This window comes from Kitasatospora humi (assembly GCF_020907985.1).
Taxonomy (GTDB): Bacteria; Actinomycetota; Actinomycetes; order Streptomycetales; family Streptomycetaceae; genus Kitasatospora; species Kitasatospora humi.
On record NZ_JAJJPA010000018.1, the window covers coordinates 22991 to 38425 of the forward strand.

17 protein-coding genes, 1 pseudogene and 1 riboswitch are annotated in these 15435 nt (G+C 73.0%); of the genes and pseudogenes, 8 read left to right on the forward strand and 10 right to left on the reverse strand.

All coding sequences use genetic code 11. From position 1 onward, the window contains the following. The first annotated feature begins 268 nt into the window (after positions 1 to 268). A complete protein-coding gene (locus LN042_RS18570; RefSeq protein WP_230052376.1) occupies positions 269 to 1414 on the forward strand; it encodes a hypothetical protein in 1146 nt (381 codons plus the stop codon). 86 nt (positions 1415 to 1500) lie between these two features. Here LN042_RS18570 and LN042_RS18575 read toward each other — a convergent pair whose 3' ends face one another. From LN042_RS18575 to LN042_RS18585, 3 genes and pseudogenes are all read right to left on the reverse strand, one after another. After that, the gene (locus LN042_RS18575) at positions 1501 to 2148 is read right to left on the reverse strand and encodes a TNT domain-containing protein (protein WP_230052377.1); all 648 of its coding nucleotides are present in this window, start codon (positions 2146 to 2148) and stop codon (positions 1501 to 1503) included. Positions 2149 to 2256: 108 nt separating this feature from the next. Further along, positions 2257 to 2932, reverse strand: a pseudogene (locus tag LN042_RS18580) (MerR family transcriptional regulator). Positions 2933 to 2983: 51 nt separating this feature from the next. Continuing rightward, positions 2984 to 3802: an ArsR/SmtB family transcription factor gene (locus LN042_RS18585; RefSeq protein WP_308191826.1), complete on the reverse strand. Its 819-nt coding sequence runs from the start codon at positions 3800 to 3802 to the stop codon at positions 2984 to 2986. Positions 3803 to 3938: 136 nt separating this feature from the next. Between LN042_RS18585 and LN042_RS18590 the strand changes: the two genes are divergently transcribed. Both LN042_RS18590 and LN042_RS18595 read left to right on the forward strand, forming a co-directional pair. Continuing rightward, entirely contained in the window at positions 3939 to 4853 is a 915-nt protein-coding gene (locus LN042_RS18590) for a L,D-transpeptidase family protein (RefSeq protein WP_230052379.1), read from the forward strand. An 84-nt stretch (positions 4854 to 4937) separates the two neighbouring features. After that, positions 4938 to 5480: a PadR family transcriptional regulator gene (locus LN042_RS18595; protein WP_230052380.1), complete on the forward strand. Its 543-nt coding sequence runs from the start codon at positions 4938 to 4940 to the stop codon at positions 5478 to 5480. Here the strand turns inward: LN042_RS18595 and LN042_RS18600 are convergent. From LN042_RS18600 to LN042_RS18610, 3 genes are all read right to left on the reverse strand, one after another. Beyond that, positions 5471 to 5710, reverse strand: a complete 240-nt coding sequence (locus LN042_RS18600; protein WP_230052381.1) for a winged helix-turn-helix transcriptional regulator — start codon at positions 5708 to 5710, stop codon at positions 5471 to 5473. The genes LN042_RS18595 and LN042_RS18600 overlap by 10 nt on opposite strands. Before the next feature lie 181 nt (positions 5711 to 5891). After that, the gene (locus LN042_RS18605) at positions 5892 to 6578 is read right to left on the reverse strand and encodes a sensor domain-containing protein (RefSeq protein ID WP_230052382.1); all 687 of its coding nucleotides are present in this window, start codon (positions 6576 to 6578) and stop codon (positions 5892 to 5894) included. A 75-nt stretch (positions 6579 to 6653) separates the two neighbouring features. Next, positions 6654 to 7238 carry a GNAT family N-acetyltransferase gene (locus tag LN042_RS18610; protein ID WP_230052383.1) on the reverse strand — a complete coding sequence of 195 codons (585 nt, stop codon included), beginning with the start codon at positions 7236 to 7238 and terminating at the stop codon, positions 6654 to 6656. 43 nt (positions 7239 to 7281) lie between these two features. On the opposite strand from LN042_RS18610, the gene LN042_RS18615 reads away from it, so the two are divergent. Next, positions 7282 to 8193, forward strand: coding sequence for a hypothetical protein (locus LN042_RS18615; RefSeq protein ID WP_230052384.1), 912 nt, complete (start codon positions 7282 to 7284; stop codon positions 8191 to 8193). Between the two features lies 1 nt (position 8194). Here LN042_RS18615 and LN042_RS18620 read toward each other — a convergent pair whose 3' ends face one another. After that, complete coding sequence (locus LN042_RS18620) at positions 8195 to 9109, reverse strand: M23 family metallopeptidase (protein ID WP_230052385.1); 915 nt, start codon at positions 9107 to 9109, stop codon at positions 8195 to 8197. A gap of 11 nt (positions 9110 to 9120) precedes the next feature. Continuing rightward, a riboswitch (cyclic di-AMP (ydaO/yuaA leader) is annotated at positions 9121 to 9275 on the reverse strand. A gap of 182 nt (positions 9276 to 9457) precedes the next feature. On the opposite strand from LN042_RS18620, the gene LN042_RS18625 reads away from it, so the two are divergent. The 4 genes from LN042_RS18625 (at position 9458) to LN042_RS18640 (ending at position 11691) form a co-directional block, all read left to right on the forward strand. After that, entirely contained in the window at positions 9458 to 9745 is a 288-nt protein-coding gene (locus LN042_RS18625) for a YiaA/YiaB family inner membrane protein (RefSeq protein ID WP_230052386.1), read from the forward strand. Positions 9746 to 9855: 110 nt separating this feature from the next. Next, on the forward strand, positions 9856 to 10689 hold the full coding sequence (locus LN042_RS18630; protein ID WP_230052387.1) for an alpha/beta fold hydrolase: 834 nt from the start codon (positions 9856 to 9858) through the stop codon (positions 10687 to 10689). Continuing rightward, on the forward strand, positions 10689 to 11270 hold the full coding sequence (locus LN042_RS18635) for a TetR/AcrR family transcriptional regulator (protein ID WP_230052388.1): 582 nt from the start codon (positions 10689 to 10691) through the stop codon (positions 11268 to 11270). The genes LN042_RS18630 and LN042_RS18635 overlap by 1 nt, the downstream gene beginning before the upstream one ends. Positions 11271 to 11364: 94 nt before the next feature. Then, complete coding sequence (locus tag LN042_RS18640) at positions 11365 to 11691, forward strand: hypothetical protein (RefSeq protein WP_230052389.1); 327 nt, start codon at positions 11365 to 11367, stop codon at positions 11689 to 11691. 100 nt (positions 11692 to 11791) lie between these two features. Here LN042_RS18640 and LN042_RS18645 read toward each other — a convergent pair whose 3' ends face one another. From LN042_RS18645 to LN042_RS18655, 3 genes are all read right to left on the reverse strand, one after another. Continuing rightward, entirely contained in the window at positions 11792 to 14341 is a 2550-nt protein-coding gene (locus LN042_RS18645) for a WD40/YVTN/BNR-like repeat-containing protein (RefSeq protein ID WP_230052390.1), read from the reverse strand. Positions 14342 to 14522: 181 nt separating this feature from the next. Then, the gene (locus LN042_RS18650; RefSeq protein ID WP_230052391.1) at positions 14523 to 14678 is read right to left on the reverse strand and encodes a DUF6126 family protein; all 156 of its coding nucleotides are present in this window, start codon (positions 14676 to 14678) and stop codon (positions 14523 to 14525) included. A gap of 97 nt (positions 14679 to 14775) precedes the next feature. Next, positions 14776 to 15372 (reverse strand): helix-turn-helix domain-containing protein, encoded by a 597-nt coding sequence (locus LN042_RS18655; protein WP_230052392.1) that lies wholly within the window; start codon positions 15370 to 15372, stop codon positions 14776 to 14778. Between the last annotated feature and the right edge of the window lie 63 nt (positions 15373 to 15435).

A 15435-nucleotide genomic window follows, 5' to 3' on the forward strand; every position in this document is an offset into this window, starting at 1 on the left:
CGCGCGTCTGACTCGCTCGGGCGCGCCTCCGTGGAGCTGTCGGCCTGATCAGCCGCCGCCCCGCGGATGGAACCGCGCAGAAGTTGTCGAGCCCCCGGACTCCTCACAGCGAGGCCCGGGGGCTTCGGCATTTCCGGGGCCCCTTCCCGCTCGTCGACGTTGCACGCGGGTGCGTCCGCTGATCGGGGCTGCGCCGTCGGCGCGTCGGCCCGCGGAGCGCTACAGTTCCTCGCGTTCGGAGCGGACCGGTGCGACGGGGAGCGGGCGAATGGCGGGGCTGGAGGGGCTGCAGGGGTTGCCGCGGCTGAAGGGGTCGGCGGGTCAGCGGCAGGGACCGGTCTCGGTGGTGCGGCGCCGGCAGGGCACCGCCGTGGGCACCATGTTCGGGCTCGGCTTCTTCGGCCTGCTGCTCTACACCACGGGCGCACCGCATCCGGTGAGCGCGCTCGGCGCCGGTGTGATGATCGCTTGCGCCACCACGGTGGCCGGCGCCCTGGTCGGCTTCCTCTTCGGCGTCCCGCACGTGCTGGCCGGCGGTACGGGCGCCGACGCGGCCGGTCCGACGGCTTCGCCGGGTACGGCAGGCACCGCACCGCAGAGCGGGCCGTACATCGCCAACACCAACCTGGAACAGGTCTCGGACTGGCTCACCAAGCTGCTGCTCGGTGTCGGACTGACCCAGCTCGGCAGCATCTGGCACAGCGCCCGCCAGCTCGGCCGGGCACTCTCCCCCGCACTCGGCGGCCGCGCCGACGCCACCCCGTTCGCCGCCGCCCTGGTGCTCTACTTCGTGGTCCTGGGCTTCCTCGGCGGCTGGCTGACCACCCGGCTGCTGCTGGCCGGCGCAATGACCCGGGCCGACGGCACCGCGCTGCACCTGTTCGCCAACGCCCAGGAGCAGTTGAAGGAGGGCAACGAGGTCAACGCCGAGGACCTGCGGATCCAGGCGATGGGCCAACTCGGCAAGTTCGCCCACCAGGCCGGGCAGCCCGCCCCGGGGAGTCCGGCCGCGCCGGTGATCCAGGTGTCCGAGGTGCGGGCCGGGGCCAAGCGCTCCCCCGCCACCCAGGACGAGGTGCGGGGGCTGTTCGCCTCCGACGACGAGGGCCTGCGGCTGCAGGCCCTCGCGCTGACTCAGGGCAACGCCGCGCTGGGCGACTTCGAGAGCGTGCTGGAGTACGTCGAGCACCCGCGCAGCGCGTTCGAGCACTACCACGCGCTGCTCGCCGCCCGAAGCATGCTGAGCCGGCTGGGCCGGGACCAGCGGATGCGGCTGCGGACGGCCATCATCAACCAACTGCTCGCCCCGGACGGCATTCCGGACGCCTCCGACCGCCGCTGGATCGCCGAGCGGATCCTGGCCAGGCTGGACTCCATCGGCCACGTGCCGTCGCCCCGGCCGTCCGGGGTCTGAGCCTCTCCGGGGGTCTGAGCCTGTCCGGGGGGGCTGAGCCCCCCCCGGGGGCTGGGGCGGTTCCGGAAGCTGAGGCGGTTCCGGCGTCAGACCAGGCGCTGCAGATAGCCGTTGGCCACCAGCCAGCCCACGTTGACCTTCGCCGGAGCACCGGGCAGCAGGGCGCCGTCGAGCTGGTACTGCCAGCCGTAGCCGGGCTGGTTGAACCAGGGTGCGATCGGGCCGCCGTGCACGGCGAACGGCTTGAGCACCTTGTAGTCGTGGTAGTTGCAGCCGGCCGCCGGAGTGCCGTCCAGGCTCTGCGGCGGGAGCGAGCGCATCGCGTAGGGCAGGCCGGCGGGCGCCAGGTAGGCGCCGTACTCGGAACCGAACCGGTCGATGTCCTGCCCGGTCAGCAGGGTCTGGTCGAACTCCACCGGCCGGCCGTTCAGCACGACGTAGCCGTCGGCGGGCGGGTACTTCCAGCCGCCGGACGCCGAGTCGTAGTACTGCTGCAGGAATGCCTGGTCGCTCGCGCCGCCGGTGCGGTCATAGCCGAGCACCTCCCGGCCGACCGGGCCGGTGGCGGGTAGCCGGGCCGGACCGAGCCGGGGGTCGCCGGCCTGGAAGTCGGTCGAACACTGGTCGGACGGCAGGGTGTCGGCGTGCGCGGCCGGGGCGGCCACGGTGAACAGGGCGGCGCCGGCCATCGCGGCGGCGAGCAGGCTTCCGGCCTTCAATTGGGTGATATTCACTCGACGGACGGTAATAGGAGGGGACGCTCCCGCTCCGGTCTTTCCCGCAGTTGGCTGGATTCCACCGCGGTCCTTCTCGTCCGGCACCGCTTTCTGACCACAGGTCAGCTACTGCCGCAGCGCCGTCACCAGCCAGGCCGTGACCGGCGCCAGGCTCTCCGGCGCCGGCCAGCCGTTGACCGCCGAGAGCAGCTGCCAGTAGCGCTCAGTGCGGGGGTCGGCCGCCACCTCCAGGCGCCGCAGCATCCACTGCCGCAGCCCCCACCTGGGCCACGGTCGGCTCCTCGGGCAGTTCGGGCATCGCCGCCCGCAGCATCGCCGCCAACTCCGGGTTGGCGTCCAGGCCGCCGAACGCCTCTTCCACGAACTCCCTGATGATGCTTCGCCGTTCTACATCGGACAACTTGGCCAGCCGGTGCATCGGATCCGTCTCCTCGACTGAGGCCCCGCGCCTGGCCACCGCGCGCAGGACGGCGAGGCGCCGGCGCAGCGTGCCGAGCTGCGCCTCGATCGCCCGTACGTGCAGCTCGGCCACTTCGGGCAGCGTGGTCTCCCGGTCCAGGATCCGCCGCACCGTCGGCAGGTCGATCCCCAAGTCCCGCAGCGTACGGACGAGATCCAGCCGAGCCGCCGCCTCCGTGTCATAACGCCGGTAGCCGCCGGGGCTCCTGTCGGTCGGCGGCACGATGCCCTCGTCGGCGTAGAACCGGATGGTCCGCACCGCCGGCCCGGTGCGCCGGGCCAGTTCGCCGATGGAGTAGTGGGTGCCGTCGCCGTTGGACATGGGAGCAGCTTGCCGGTTTCCACCGGGTGGAGACTCAAGCGCGGTGCCGGATCAGGGCATCTCCCACGGCACTTGCGGCAGCACCGCGCCGGTCTCCAGCAGCGACTTGAGGTTGGCCAGCACCGCCGGCCAGCCGCGCGAGACGTCACGCAGTGCCTGCTCGTCGGGCAGGTGCTGGTGGGTCACGGTGAGGCGGACGATCTGCTCTCCCCCAGCCTCCGGCCGGGGGGATCCCCATGCCTCGATCAGGAAGGTGACGGTCGCCGGTCGGCGCCCCGTAGGGCGGTCCGCGGGACCGTCGAAGGTGACCACCAGGCGGGTCGGCGGCTCGGCCACCAGGACCTCGCCGATCACGTCGGCGATGGACGAGCCGTCGGTCCGGCGGTGCTCCCAGGCCGAGCCCGACTGCCAGTCGGAGACGTTGGCGTGACCCCAGTAGCGTGCCGTCAGGTCGGCGTCGGTCAGGGCGTGCCAGACCTGCTCGGCGGTGGCCTTGATGTAGGTGACGTAGACGTAGTCGGGCACGGGACCGGTCGCGCCCGAGGGGGTGTCGCTCATGGCTCGCTCCTGCTCTGCCTGGTTCTTGATGGCGCTGATCACATCCAACCGGAGCCGGTCGAAGCCCGCGATCCAGCGCTCCTCGATCTCGTGGATCGGCACCGGGTTGAGGTGGTGCAGCCGTTCCCGGCCGCGTCGCACGACGGTCACCAGGCCGGCCCGCACCAGGACGTCGAGGTGCTGGGTCACCGACTGGCGCGCCATTTCCAACCGCTCGCACAGCTCGCGCAGGGTCTGACCGTTCTGCTCGCGCAACCGGTCCAGCAGCAGGCGGCGGGTCGGGTCGGCCAGCGCCTTGAAGACCGCGTCGATGGCTGATCCCTCGAGGCTCATGGGTCCACTGTGCAGGCATTTACCTGCCTATCGCAATTTGGCGGTTTCCGACAAGCACCCCGCACCCCTCGCCGTCGTTGCCAGGACACCACCAGTCCAGTGAAGGGCCTCCTCGATGAAGGACTTCGCCAAGTACGCCGGTGCCGCCGCCCGGCCGCCGCACGGCGCGGTGCGCGACTCGGTGCGCGGCACGGTGCGCGACTCGGTGCGCGGCACGGTGCGCGACTCGGTGCGCGGCGCGGTGCGCGACTCGGCGCACGGCACGGTGCGGGGAACGGTGCGCGGGCGCGGCCGAGCGCTGCTGTGCGCGCTGGGCCTGCTGGCCGGCGCCGCCTCCGCGTGTGCGGCGCCCACCGCCCACTCCACGCTGCGGGCGCACACCGCGCAGAGCGCCGCACCGGCGGCCGCCGCACCGACCGAGGCACCACCGCCCGCGTCCACCACCGCGATCGCCGGCCTCGGCCCGAAGACCATGGGATTGCTGCCCCCCGACGCCCGGCAGGTGCTGGTGGCGGCCGGCAGCGGCTCGGACTCCTCCGACACCACCGTCCAGCTGTGGACCGCCGCCGACGCCGGTCGCTGGACGGCCGGCCCAGTCTGGCGCGCCCACAACGCCCGTCACGGTTGGACCGCCGAGCACCGCTCGGGCGACCTGCAGAGCCCGATCGGGGTGTTCTCGCTGAGCGACGCCGGCGGCCAGCTGCCCGACCCCGGCGCCAAACTGCCCTACTACCGGTCGGACGAGTTCACCGTCGGCGGCACCGGCTTCGAGGGCGAGCCCCTGACCGGCGCCTTCGACTACGTGGTCGCCATCGACTACAACCGCGTCCCCGGCCGCTCCCCGCTCGACGACAGTCACCCGCTCGGCGGCTACCGCGGCGGCGGCATCTGGCTCCACGTCGACCACGGCGGCCCGACCCACGGCTGCGTCACCCTCGCCAAGGAGGACATGCGCGCCCTGCTCACCCTGCTGGACCCGGCCGACCACCCGGTGATCGCCATGGGCCCGGCCGACCTGCTCAGGCAGTGAAGGGCCGGACGGACCCCCGTACCGCCCGGCCCCAGCCCCAGCCCCAGCCACTCTAATCGAGGCACCCTGGGTAGGCTACCGGTCATGCTGACCCTGTGCGTCCTGGGATTCCTGGCCGAGGAACCGCTGCACGCCTACGAACTCCGCGCCCGCATCTCCGGATTGACCGGTCACGTCCGGCCGGTCAGCGACGGCGCGCTCTACCCGGCGCTGAACCGCCTGCGCGCGGCCGGCCTGCTCACCCGCCGCGAGGAGCCCGGCAGCGCCGGCGCGCCCCGGCAGGTGCTGACCCTCACCGAGACCGGGCGGGCCGAACTGCTGCGCCGGCTCGCCGAACCCGGCGCCGTGGAGATCACCGACAACAACGCCTTCGCCACGCTGCTCGCCTTCCTCCACCTCCTCCCCGAGGCCGAGGACCAACTGCGGGTGCTGCGCCGCCGGTTGGAGTACACCGAGGAGTCGGCCAGCTTCTTCTACGAGCACGGACGACCGGTGCGCGCCGAGGAGGTCAACCGGTTCCGCCGCGGCATCTTCGTCCGCGCGGGCGCGGCACGGCGGGCGGAGCTGCAGTGGCTGCGGGAGATCACGGCGGAGCTGGCGGGCGAGATCGAGGCCCGTCAGGGCTGACCCACCCGCCGCTCGGCGAACCGGTCCTGGGCGGCCGGCACGTCGTCACCGTAGCGGGCCGCCCACTCCCCCATCACCGCCATCGGAACCAGCAACGCCCGGTCCGCCTCGGTCAGTTGGTAGTCGACGCGGGGCGGCGCCTCGGGGGGCAGTGCGGGACGTGCTCGATCGCGCAGCGCACACCCGGGACGCCCGCCATCTTGCTGTCCGTCGTCATCAACGGGCAGCACAGGGTCTCGGTCAACGCGATGTACAGGGCATCGCCCACGTAGGTGTTGGCTCGAAGGCCCCAAGCACGCAACAGCAGCCCGGGAATCGGGATTCGGCCGACGGGGAGGCAGCGGGGTGCGCGTGGTGGCCAACCGCGTTCACCGGCCCGGACGGGTCGTCGGGGCGTCCGGCCGGGAAGGGCTAGGAGCGCCAGTCCGCCAGCAGGGCGCGGGCCGCGCCGCGCGAGACGTTGGTCAGCAGGTGGGTGGCCCAGGCGGCGAGGAAGAGCAGCCCGATCCCGACCAGCGAGGCGCGGGTCACCTGCCAGAAGGACGCGATGTAGTAGGCGTGGTGCACGTGGTGGGCGTCGGTGTAGTCGAAGAGCCGGTAGCCGGGCCAGCCCACGTAGGTCGGGAAGACCCAGTTCCAGGCCGGCAGCGTGGCCAGCGACAGCCCGGTGGTCCAGAGGCTGACCGCGACGCAGAAGCTGAACACCCGCCAGGGGAACATCAGCAGCTGGTAGGCGGCCGCCCGCCACCCCGCGCCGTCCCGCAGCCGGGCGCCGACCCGGCCCCAGAAGCCGGCCCCCGCCGGGATCGCCACCGGGGCGGGCGCGGCCAGCGGCAGGCCCAGCTGCCGGTGCACTCGGTCGAGCTCCAGCCGGCCCAGGGCGCGGGCGCCGGAGAGCAGCAGGGCGAGCACCGGCAGGCCGAGCACCGTGACCAGGGTGCCGGCGCCGAGCGCGAAGAGGACGACCACCCAGGTGAAGCCGGTGATCGCGGTGACCAGTGAGGTGCAGACGTAGCCCAGTTCGCGGTACGTCCGGTGGCTGTGGAGGGCCCGCCGGGCGGCCGGAGCGGTGGTCGTGGTCGCGAAGCTCGTCGTCATGCCTCCACCCTGCCGGGGCGGGCGCCGCACGGTAATGCGGCTGACCGGCGGACCCGGGGTGGGGTTAACCCCCGGTCAGCCGCCCACCCGGGTGCCGGCCGGACTCCACTCGTGCTCCAGCAGCGAGTACTGCAGCGCGTCGTGCCACTCGCCGCGCAGGTGGAGGTCGTCGCGGATCCGGCCCTCCAGCTGGAAGCCGACCTTGCGCAGCACCCGGGCCGAGGCGAGGTTGGCCGGGTCCAGGCGGGCGGCCAGCCGGTGCAGCCCGAGCTCGCCGAAGCCGAAGTCGCAGAGCATCCGGGCGGTCTCGGTGGCGTACCCGAGCCCCCAGGCGTCCCGCCGCAGCGCGTACCCGATGAACGCCGCGCGCTGGGCCTCGGTTCCCTCGATGCCGAGGACCGCGTTGCCGAGCGGCACGGCGTCCTCGCCGTCCCCGGTCAGGGTGACCGCCAGCCGGAAGACGGTGCGCGGCTCCTTCTCCGCCTCGTCCAGGTAGAGCGCGACCTGGTCGGCGCAGTCCTCCCGGTCCCGCGGTTCGAACGAGAGGTAGCGGGCGGCCTCGGGATCACCGAAGATCGCGTGCAACGCGTCGATGTCACGCGGAACATGGTGGAACTCGCGGATGGTCAGCCGTGGCCCGGTGAGCAGGACGGGATGCATGGCACGTACGGTAGTGCCCGCCGAAGCGGTTACCGTACCTGCCATGGACGACGAGGACCTGCGGCTGACACCCCGGCCGCACACCGCTGAGCTGCTGCGTTGGGCTGCCGAGCAGGGTCTCGACCCAGTGCCGGAGGAGCCGCTGAACGCGGTCCTGACACTGCTCGAACTGGGTGACGCCCGGATGTACGAGGGCTTCCCCGAGCTCACCTCCGCGTTGGTGCAGGAGCTGCTCTACGAGCGGATCCACCTCTATGTGCAGCCGGCCCCGGACGAGGACCCGCTGGCCTACGGCGCCGCCGTCCGACTGCTGATCGACCACCAGCGGGCGGCCCGGCGGTTGAACGCCAAGCGGCAGCAGCGGCTGCGCGAGGAGGCCGAGTGGCAGGGCGAGCTGCTCGCCGGGCTGCTGCGCCAGCCGCACCTGCTGACCTGGCCCCGGCTGTACGCGCTGCTGCTGCGCCAGGCCGGTGTGGACACCGCCGACGAGAACGCGGTGCGGGCCTGGCTGGACTGGTTCCGGGTGCTCGATCCGCACGACCGGATCGCGGTGCTGGCCGACCTCACGGAGCTGGACCAGCCGGACGGCGTGGACGGCTGGACCGAGGGCGTGCTGCTGTCGATCGGCATGGCCACCGACGGCGCCCGGCTGCTGGTGGAGGACCAGTTGAAGCAGCGCAGCTACCGCAACCTGGCCGACCTGACCGCGCTGGGCCGCCCGATGCCCGCCGAACTGGCCGGGGACTTCTCCGAGTTCGAGTCGGCGGTGCAGGCGGAGGCGGTGCGGCTGCTCGGCCAGTGGACGGTGCCCGGGCTCCCGGAGCTGCTGCTGACGGAGTATCAGGACCTGGCGCCCGAGCCGGGCGCCGCCGAAGTGGACCAGTACATCATCAAGCGCGGCCTGGTGGAGCTGCCGGACATCGGGCAGTGGGAGGGCCTCGCCGAGGGCGAGTGAGCTAGGCGGTGACGCCGTGCGCCTGGAGCCAGGCCAGCGCGTCGACCGGGGCGCCGCCGCCCGGGCGGACCTCCAGGTGCAGGCGCGGGCCGGTGGCGCCGCTGCCGGTGGCGCCGACCTGGCCGAGCACGGCGCCCGGCGCCAGCTCCCCGGCGGTGGCGGAGATCGAGGCGAGGCGGCAGTACCAGAGCTCGGTGCCGTCCGGCAGGGTCTGGATCACCCGGTAGCCGTAGCGGCCCGACCAGCCGGCCGAGCTGACGGTGCCGGCGGTGATCGCGCGCACCGGGGTGTGCGCGGGCGCGGAGATCTCGATGCCGGTGCGCAGTTGGTCCCAGGGGGTGGCGGCCGGGGTGTCGACGGAGTGACCGGGCAGCGGGGGGACGGCGGCGGGCAGTTCGGCGGAGGCGGCCGCGGCGGGGACGGTGACCTGCTCGGCGTGGGCGGCCTGCTCGTCGTGGGCGGTGACCTGCTCGGCGTGGGCGGCCCGCTCGGTGGCGGCCGCCTGCTGGGCGGCCCGCTTGGCGGCGGCCTCCTGCGCGGCGGCCAACCGGGCCGCCTCCTGCCGGGCCGCCTCCTGCCGAGCGGCTTCCTGGTGGGCGGCGTCCTGACTGCCCGTCAGCTGGTCGGCGTCCTCGGCCTCCGGGGCCCCGTCGGCCTGCTGCTGGATCCGGGCGGCCAGCGCCAGCCCGGGGTCGGCCTGGTCGGGTGCGCTCACCGCCGGCGCGGCGCTCGCCGGGGTCGCGGCCGCGGCGGCGGTGAAGCCGGTGGCGCCGAGGGCGGCGGCCATCGCGGTGACTCCGAGCACCGGGGCGCTGCTGCGGGCCTGCTTGGGCACTCGGTGGCGGGCGGAGTCATCGGGCGCGTCGGTGTGGTCGAGCAGGCCGCTGTTGCTGTGCGGGGTGTGCGTCAACGCCACGGGGGCGCGCTCCTTTCCTTCCCTCGCGCCTACCGGGTTAGCTGACGGGTTCGGAGCAGGAAGGTCTCCTACCGAGCGACCCCGGCCGTGGACGGGAGCGCTCCGATTCACCCCAAGGAACGGTGGTTCCCCGGCTCCCGGCCTGCGGTTCAGGCAGGCCTGCGGATTAGGCGACGCGCACGGTGCCGTCAGGGTACGGCGTTGCCGACCGCGCTGCGTTATCAAACGTTAATCCTAGGAGCCCGTGATTCCAAGCCGCTCTCGTGGGATTGACCGCCCCTCACTCTGAGTGCCGAACTGAGTACGCGTACTCAGGCGCCGCACACCGGAGTTGGCGATCCTTCACACATGACTTCCTCGGTGCAGCCGCGGACCACGTCCGCCTACTACGTCCAGGCGATCCTCTCCTTCGCCCTCGCCGGCGGCGGCCTCGCGATCGGCATCGCCTACCTGCCGGTCAGCGCGTGGATGCGCGCCTTCCTCGCGCTCGGCGCGCTCTACACCGTGACCTCGGCGTTCACCCTGGCCAAGGTGGTCCGGGACCGCCAGCAGGAGGGCGAGGTGGTCAACCGGGTCGACCAGGCGCGCCTGGAGAAGCTGCTCGCCGAGCACGACCCGTTCCGCGTGGAGTCCTGAGCACCGGAGTCCACCCGGGCGCCCAGGGGTTGACGGCTAAGGCTATTAGCCATAGCTTTGTGGGTGTCGGCAGCGGCCGGCACCCACCGCTCCCGGTCAGGAGGCTCCCCATGAACGCCACCAGCACCGCCCCGCAGACCCAGTACCTCCAGCTCCCCGGCGGCAGCCTCGCCTACGACGACACGGCGGGCACCGGCAACCGCACCCCGGTGCTGCTGCTCCCCGGGATGCTGGAGACCCGGCGCAGCTTCCGCCACCTGCGCCCGCTGCTGAACGCGGCCGGCTACCGGGTGATCACCATGGACCTGCGCGGGTTCGGCGAGTCCTCGATCGACTGGGACGACTACAGCCCCGCCTCGGCTGCCGCCGACGCCATCGCGCTCCTCGACCACCTGGGGATCGACAAGGCCGTACTGGTCGGCCACTCCTACACCGGCGCCAGCGTGGTCCGGGTCGCAGCCGACGCCCCGGAGCGGGTGGCCGGGATCGTGCTGCTGAACGCCTTCATCGAGAAGGTCCCGGCGACGGCCTTCGAGAAGGCGATGGTCAAGGCCCTCGGCTCGGCGGTGCTGGCCTTCCCCAGGATCTGGGGCTGGTACCTGAACAAGCTGGCCTACCCGGGCGGGGTGACCGAGGAGATCGCCGCCTACAACGCCGGCCTGGTGGCCAACCTGCGCACTCCGGGGCGCCGCAAGGCCACCCGCGGCTACGTCTACGGCGACTCGGCGCCGATCGGTTGGAGCACCGGGGTGAACGTCCCGACCCTGGCGGTGATGGGCAGCAAGGACCCCGACTTCCCCAGCCCGGAGCTGGTGGCGGACCGCCAGGCGTCCGCCCTGGGCGGCCGTAAGGTGATGATCGACGGCGCCGGTCACTATCCGCAGGCCCAGTTCCCGCAGGCCACCGCCGACGCCCTGCTCCCGTTCCTGAAGGAGGTGGCCTGATGCCCCGAGCCGGACTCAATCCGGATGCCGTGGTCGACCACGCCCTGGCCCTGATCGACGAGGAGGGGCCGGACGCCCTGACCCTGGCCGCGGTCGCCGCCAGGGCCGGGGTCGCGGCCCCCTCGCTCTACAAGCACGTGCCGGGCGGGCTGGCCGGACTGCGCCGGCTGATCGCCGTCCGGGTCACCACCGACCTGGCCCAGGAGCTGCGCCGGGCGATCGCCGGCAAGCACGGCGAGCCCGCCGTGACGGCGCTGATGCGGGCCTACCACTCCTACGCGATGGCCCACCCGCAGCGGTACGCGGCGCTGCCGCAGGCGCCGCTGCCCGGTGACGAGCAGCTGATGGACGCCGCCACCCTGCTGGTCGGCACCATCTTCGAGGTCCTCGCCGACTACGGCATCGGCGAGTCCGAAGCCGTGCACGCGGCCCGCTCGGTGCGCGCCATCGCCCACGGCTTCGCCTCGTTGAGCATCGCCGGGGCGTTCCGGCTGAGCGAGGACCTGACCGAGACCCAGGACCGGCTGCTCACCCTGCTGACCGACGGCCTGCGCAGCTGGCCGGGTGCGAAGAGCGCCTGAGGGCGCCGGAACCGCGCGGATTCCGCCCCGGTGTGATGGTCTGCGGATCGGATCGGACTACAGTCCCTCTCACCCGTGGAGACCAGGAGGGGCGATGACCCAGCAGCCCGGCACCGCCGACGGCACCGCCACGACCCCCGCCCAGCGGTCCGGCCCGACGCCGCGGCCGGCCACCGCACCGGACGCCGTGCCGAACGCCGCACCGACCACCGCACCGGACGCCGTGCCGACCACCCCGCCGAACGCCGTGCCGAACGCCGCACCGCCGGCCACACCGCCGGCCGCACCGCCGGCGGACCCCGCGCAGCCCACCGGCTGGGCCGCCGTGCGCCGCGGGCTGGCCGTCATCCGCGGACTGCGCTCGCTCGCCACCGTGCCGGCCCGGCCGCAGCCGGGCTACGGCGAGGTGGACGGCCAGTAGGCCCGCGGCGAGCACCGGCGCAAGCCCGGGGCGAGGGAGGAACCCGGAGCGGGGGCCGGGAGCGCACGCCCCCGACCCCCGCCCGATGGACCGCTGCGGACTACTGCTCGTTCTGGTCGAGGTCCGCCGCCTTGAACGACCAGATGCCGCGGCCGTGGGTGGCCGCGTAGAGCCGGCCGTCGGTGCCGAGCGTCAGCTGGTCGACGGCGACCGCCGGCAGCTCGCCCACCCGCTGCCAACAGCTCCGGCCCGCACCCCGGTAGACCACGCCCAGGTCGGTGGCCAGCGCCAGCCCGCCCGTCTTGGTGATCACCAGCGAGTCGGCCGGCACGTCCGGCAGGTTGGCCGAGATGTCGGTCCAGTGCGCACCCGCGTCGGTGGACTCGAAGACGTGGCCGACGCCCGCCCCCGGGCCCGAAGTCCAGGCCCGCGAGAAGCCGTTGACCGCGACGAAGACGTGGTCGGGGTTCTTCGGGTCGATCGCCAGGCCGGCCAGGTAGCGGTTGGGCACGGTGCCGTCGACCGGCAGGGCCAGCTGCTGCCAGCCGGTGCCGTCCGCGTTGCCGACCGCGATGCCGCGGGTGAAGCCCTGGTTGTTGCACGGGCCGCACCAGGCGGCGTAGACCTTGCCGCCGGAGGCCGCGACGGCGGTGGCGACATGGCCGTCACCGAGGTCGAAGGCGCTCTTCCAGGCGCTGCCGTCCCGGATCGCGTAGCCCTGGTTCTGCACCCAGACGTGCCGACCGCCGGCCACCCAGAGGTTGCCGTTCTGCTGGTCCGCCGCCATCGGGGCGATGAAGCGGGCACCGGCGCCGCCGAGCGCGTTGTCGGGCGGGGCCACCGAGAAGGTGGTGGCCTTGCTCGGGTCGGTCAGGTAACCGCCGTCGTTGACCGCGCAGTTCTGGGTCACGTTCATCGCCAGGTAGACGTACTCCTGGGCGATGTTGCAGCCGTTGTTCGGGTCGGTGAGGGTGCCGCCGCCGTCCCCGCCGAAGTTGGAGCCCATCACCTTGTCGCCGTGGCGCAACATGGACTGGCCGTTGTCCTGCATGCCGCCGGTGACCGAGACGCCGCCGTAGGTCAGGTCCTTGCCGACCCCGACCGAGTAGTACTCCAGGGTGTCGATGGTGCCGTCGTTGAGCGAGGTCCAGTCGGTGCCGTGGCCCAGCGCGTCCACCTGGCCGTTGACCGGGCGGGAGTAGAGGCCGCCGTCGTTGCCGGCCAGCACGTAGGACTTGCCGTTCAGCGAGCCCACCGCCAGCGCGTGCTGGTCCGGGTGGGTGGTCTGCGGGCAGCTGCCGCTCTGCTTGGTCGGGTCGATGCTCCAGCAGGCGAAGTTGAAGTTCCAGTACGGACCGACGGTGTTCCAGGTCGCGCCGCCGTCCTTGGACTCGAAGACCTCCTCGAGGCCGGCCCACAGGTGCTCGGGGTCGTTCGGGTCGACCTGCAGCGACTGGTCGTACCAGGACTGCTGGCCCGGCAGCTGGCTGGGCGAGTTGAGCGCCGAACCGGAGCCGGCCAGCTTGTTGGCGTCCGCGACCTTGGTCCACGGACCGAGCGGGGAGCCGGAGTCGGAGACGAAGATGCCGGCCAGCGCGCTGGGGGCACCGGAGTTCTGCATCGTCGGGGACTGGTCGATGGCGTAGTACTTGGAGCCGTCCGCCGAGCGGGCGAAGGTCACCTCGCCGATGTCCGCGGCATCGGTGGGCAGGTCGCCCAGCGAGCTCAGCCGCTGCCAACTGCCGTCCGCGGCCTTGCTGTAGAAGCCGTTGTAGGTGTCACCGCTGCGCCAGCCGACGGCCAGCACCACCTTGGACGGGTCCTTGGGGTCGATGGCGATGTCGTTGGTGAGGTTCTTGTAGGGCGCGTCGGGGTCGGAGGCCAGCTTGCCGCCGGGCAGGTAGTCCGGGTTGGGCGCGAACTCAAGGGTCCACGGGCCGCTCAGGTCGGTGGTGGAGTGGCTCCACACGCCCTTGCTGGTCGCCGCCCACACCAGGCCGGCGCCGAAGCGCAGTTCGTGGATGGTGGTGCCGTCCAACTCCGATCCGCCGACCCGGGACTTGGCGCTGAACTCGCCGTGCTCCGGGTGGTCCAGCACGAAGACGCCGGCGCCCAGGTAGGCGTCGGAGTTGGTGGAGGCCTCGCCGGTGCCCAGCCAGAGCCGGCCCCGGTCGTCCAGCGCCAGCGCACCGGTGGCCTGGGCGGGCAGCTTGTCGCTGATCGGCTGCCAGTGGCCGCCGCCGGTGGTGGAGCGCCAGACGCCGCCGCCCGCGCTGCCCTCGTAGACGTCGCCCTTGTCATCGGCGGCGACCGCGGACGCCCGGCCGGTCACCTTGCCCATGCCCGCACTGGAGTTGGAGGCGACGTCGCGGTAGCGCGGGTCGTCCGAGTCGTAGGGCAGGCCGGTGGTGTGCTGCCACTGGCCGCCGGTGCCGGGCAGTGCCTTCATCGCGTTCCAGGCGGCGGTGAACGCACCCGGGGCCACCACGCCGGGCGAGGTGCGGGCCTCGGCGCGCTGGTCGGCGCCCTCCTGGATGGAGTCGGACTCGTCGTCGTCCCCGCCGTCGCCCTTGTCCATCGGCCGGGCGGTGGTGCCCGCCGCGTGCGGCAGCGGATCGGCGCCGGCCGGTGAGCCGACGGTCAGTCCCATGGTGGCCGTGATGGCGCAGATCGTTAGCCATCGCCCGGTAGTCAGTCGTGCCGACAACAGAACCCCTCCCGTTCCTGGTGACCTCGGTGCCGGGCGCACTCGATCACAGAAGCGGTGAGGTGTGACACGGTTTCAGCAGACCTGTGATCCAACCGTTGTCAGCCGCAGGACTGATGGAGCGTCAGCGATGGCCGCCGATCCAGAAGAGCAGGAACAGGAAGGCCCCGAAGAGGTGCGCGGCCGCCATGTAGACGCCGACCCGGATCGCCACCCGGTGGTCGGTCCGCTTGCCGCCGTCGGTGGTGGGGGCATAGCTGTTGAGGTGCTGAACGGCCATCTCGGGCTCCTTCAAGGGGACTTGCTCAGCTTCAGGGGGACTTGCTCAGCTTCAGGGGGACTTGCTCAGCTTCAGGGGGACTTGCTCAGCGGATCGGTCAATGGACGCCGCGGTGCCCCGCCGGCAGGCAGAGGTCGCCGACCGGGCTCTGCAGCAGGGTGTGGACGAAGAGCATCTGCACCCCGGCCGGTGACTCGGCGGCCAGCCGGTGCGGGGTGAGCGAGTCGAACTGGGCGCTGTCACCGGGCTCCAGCAGATGGCTCTGCTCGCCCAGGGTCAGCCGCAGCCGACCGCTGGTGACGTGCAGCCACTCCTCCCCCGGGTGCACCCGGACCACCGCGCCCTCCGGGCCGGGCGGGACGTGCACCCGCAGCGCCTGCATCGCCATGCCGGGCGCGCCGGCCCGCCGGTAGCCCCAGCCGCCGGTGCGGCCCGGCTCGATCGGGCCGCCGCGGATCACCGGATCGGCGCTGGCGGGCTGTTCGCCGAGCAGCTCGGCCACCGTGGCGCCGTACTGCCGGGCCAGTGACAGCAGCACCGGCAGCGAGGGCTGCCGGCGACCGGTCTCCAGCCGGGAGAGGTAGGCTGGCGAGACCCCGGCGCGGGCAGCGGCCGCCTCCAGGGTCAGTCGGCTCGACTGCCGGTGCTCACGCAGCCGGGCGCCGAGTCCGGGCAGCTCCTCGTCGGTGGTCATGCACCCAGTGCACACCTTCGCTGCCACAGGGGCAAGAAATGTGCCTGTGAGGCAAATAGACCC

Excerpts from the sequence above, each read along its gene's own strand:
- LN042_RS18635 (WP_230052388.1), top strand. The coding sequence starts at position 10,689 with ATGCCCCGAGCCGGACTCAATCCGGATGCCGTGGTCGACCACGCCCTG.
- LN042_RS18605 (WP_230052382.1), bottom strand. The coding sequence starts at position 6,578 with ATGACGACGAGCTTCGCGACCACGACCACCGCTCCGGCCGCCCGGCGG.
- LN042_RS18655 (WP_230052392.1), bottom strand. The coding sequence starts at position 15,372 with ATGACCACCGACGAGGAGCTGCCCGGACTCGGCGCCCGGCTGCGTGAG.
- LN042_RS18595 (WP_230052380.1), top strand. The coding sequence starts at position 4,938 with ATGCTGACCCTGTGCGTCCTGGGATTCCTGGCCGAGGAACCGCTGCAC.
- LN042_RS18615 (WP_230052384.1), top strand. The coding sequence starts at position 7,282 with ATGGACGACGAGGACCTGCGGCTGACACCCCGGCCGCACACCGCTGAG.
- LN042_RS18640 (WP_230052389.1), top strand. The coding sequence starts at position 11,365 with ATGACCCAGCAGCCCGGCACCGCCGACGGCACCGCCACGACCCCCGCC.
- LN042_RS18630 (WP_230052387.1), top strand. The coding sequence starts at position 9,856 with ATGAACGCCACCAGCACCGCCCCGCAGACCCAGTACCTCCAGCTCCCC.
- LN042_RS18625 (WP_230052386.1), top strand. The coding sequence starts at position 9,458 with ATGACTTCCTCGGTGCAGCCGCGGACCACGTCCGCCTACTACGTCCAG.
- LN042_RS18570 (WP_230052376.1), top strand. The coding sequence starts at position 269 with ATGGCGGGGCTGGAGGGGCTGCAGGGGTTGCCGCGGCTGAAGGGGTCG.
- LN042_RS18650 (WP_230052391.1), bottom strand. The coding sequence starts at position 14,678 with ATGGCCGTTCAGCACCTCAACAGCTATGCCCCCACCACCGACGGCGGC.
- LN042_RS18610 (WP_230052383.1), bottom strand. The coding sequence starts at position 7,238 with ATGCATCCCGTCCTGCTCACCGGGCCACGGCTGACCATCCGCGAGTTC.
- LN042_RS18645 (WP_230052390.1), bottom strand. The coding sequence starts at position 14,341 with ATGGGACTGACCGTCGGCTCACCGGCCGGCGCCGATCCGCTGCCGCAC.
- LN042_RS18590 (WP_230052379.1), top strand. The coding sequence starts at position 3,939 with ATGAAGGACTTCGCCAAGTACGCCGGTGCCGCCGCCCGGCCGCCGCAC.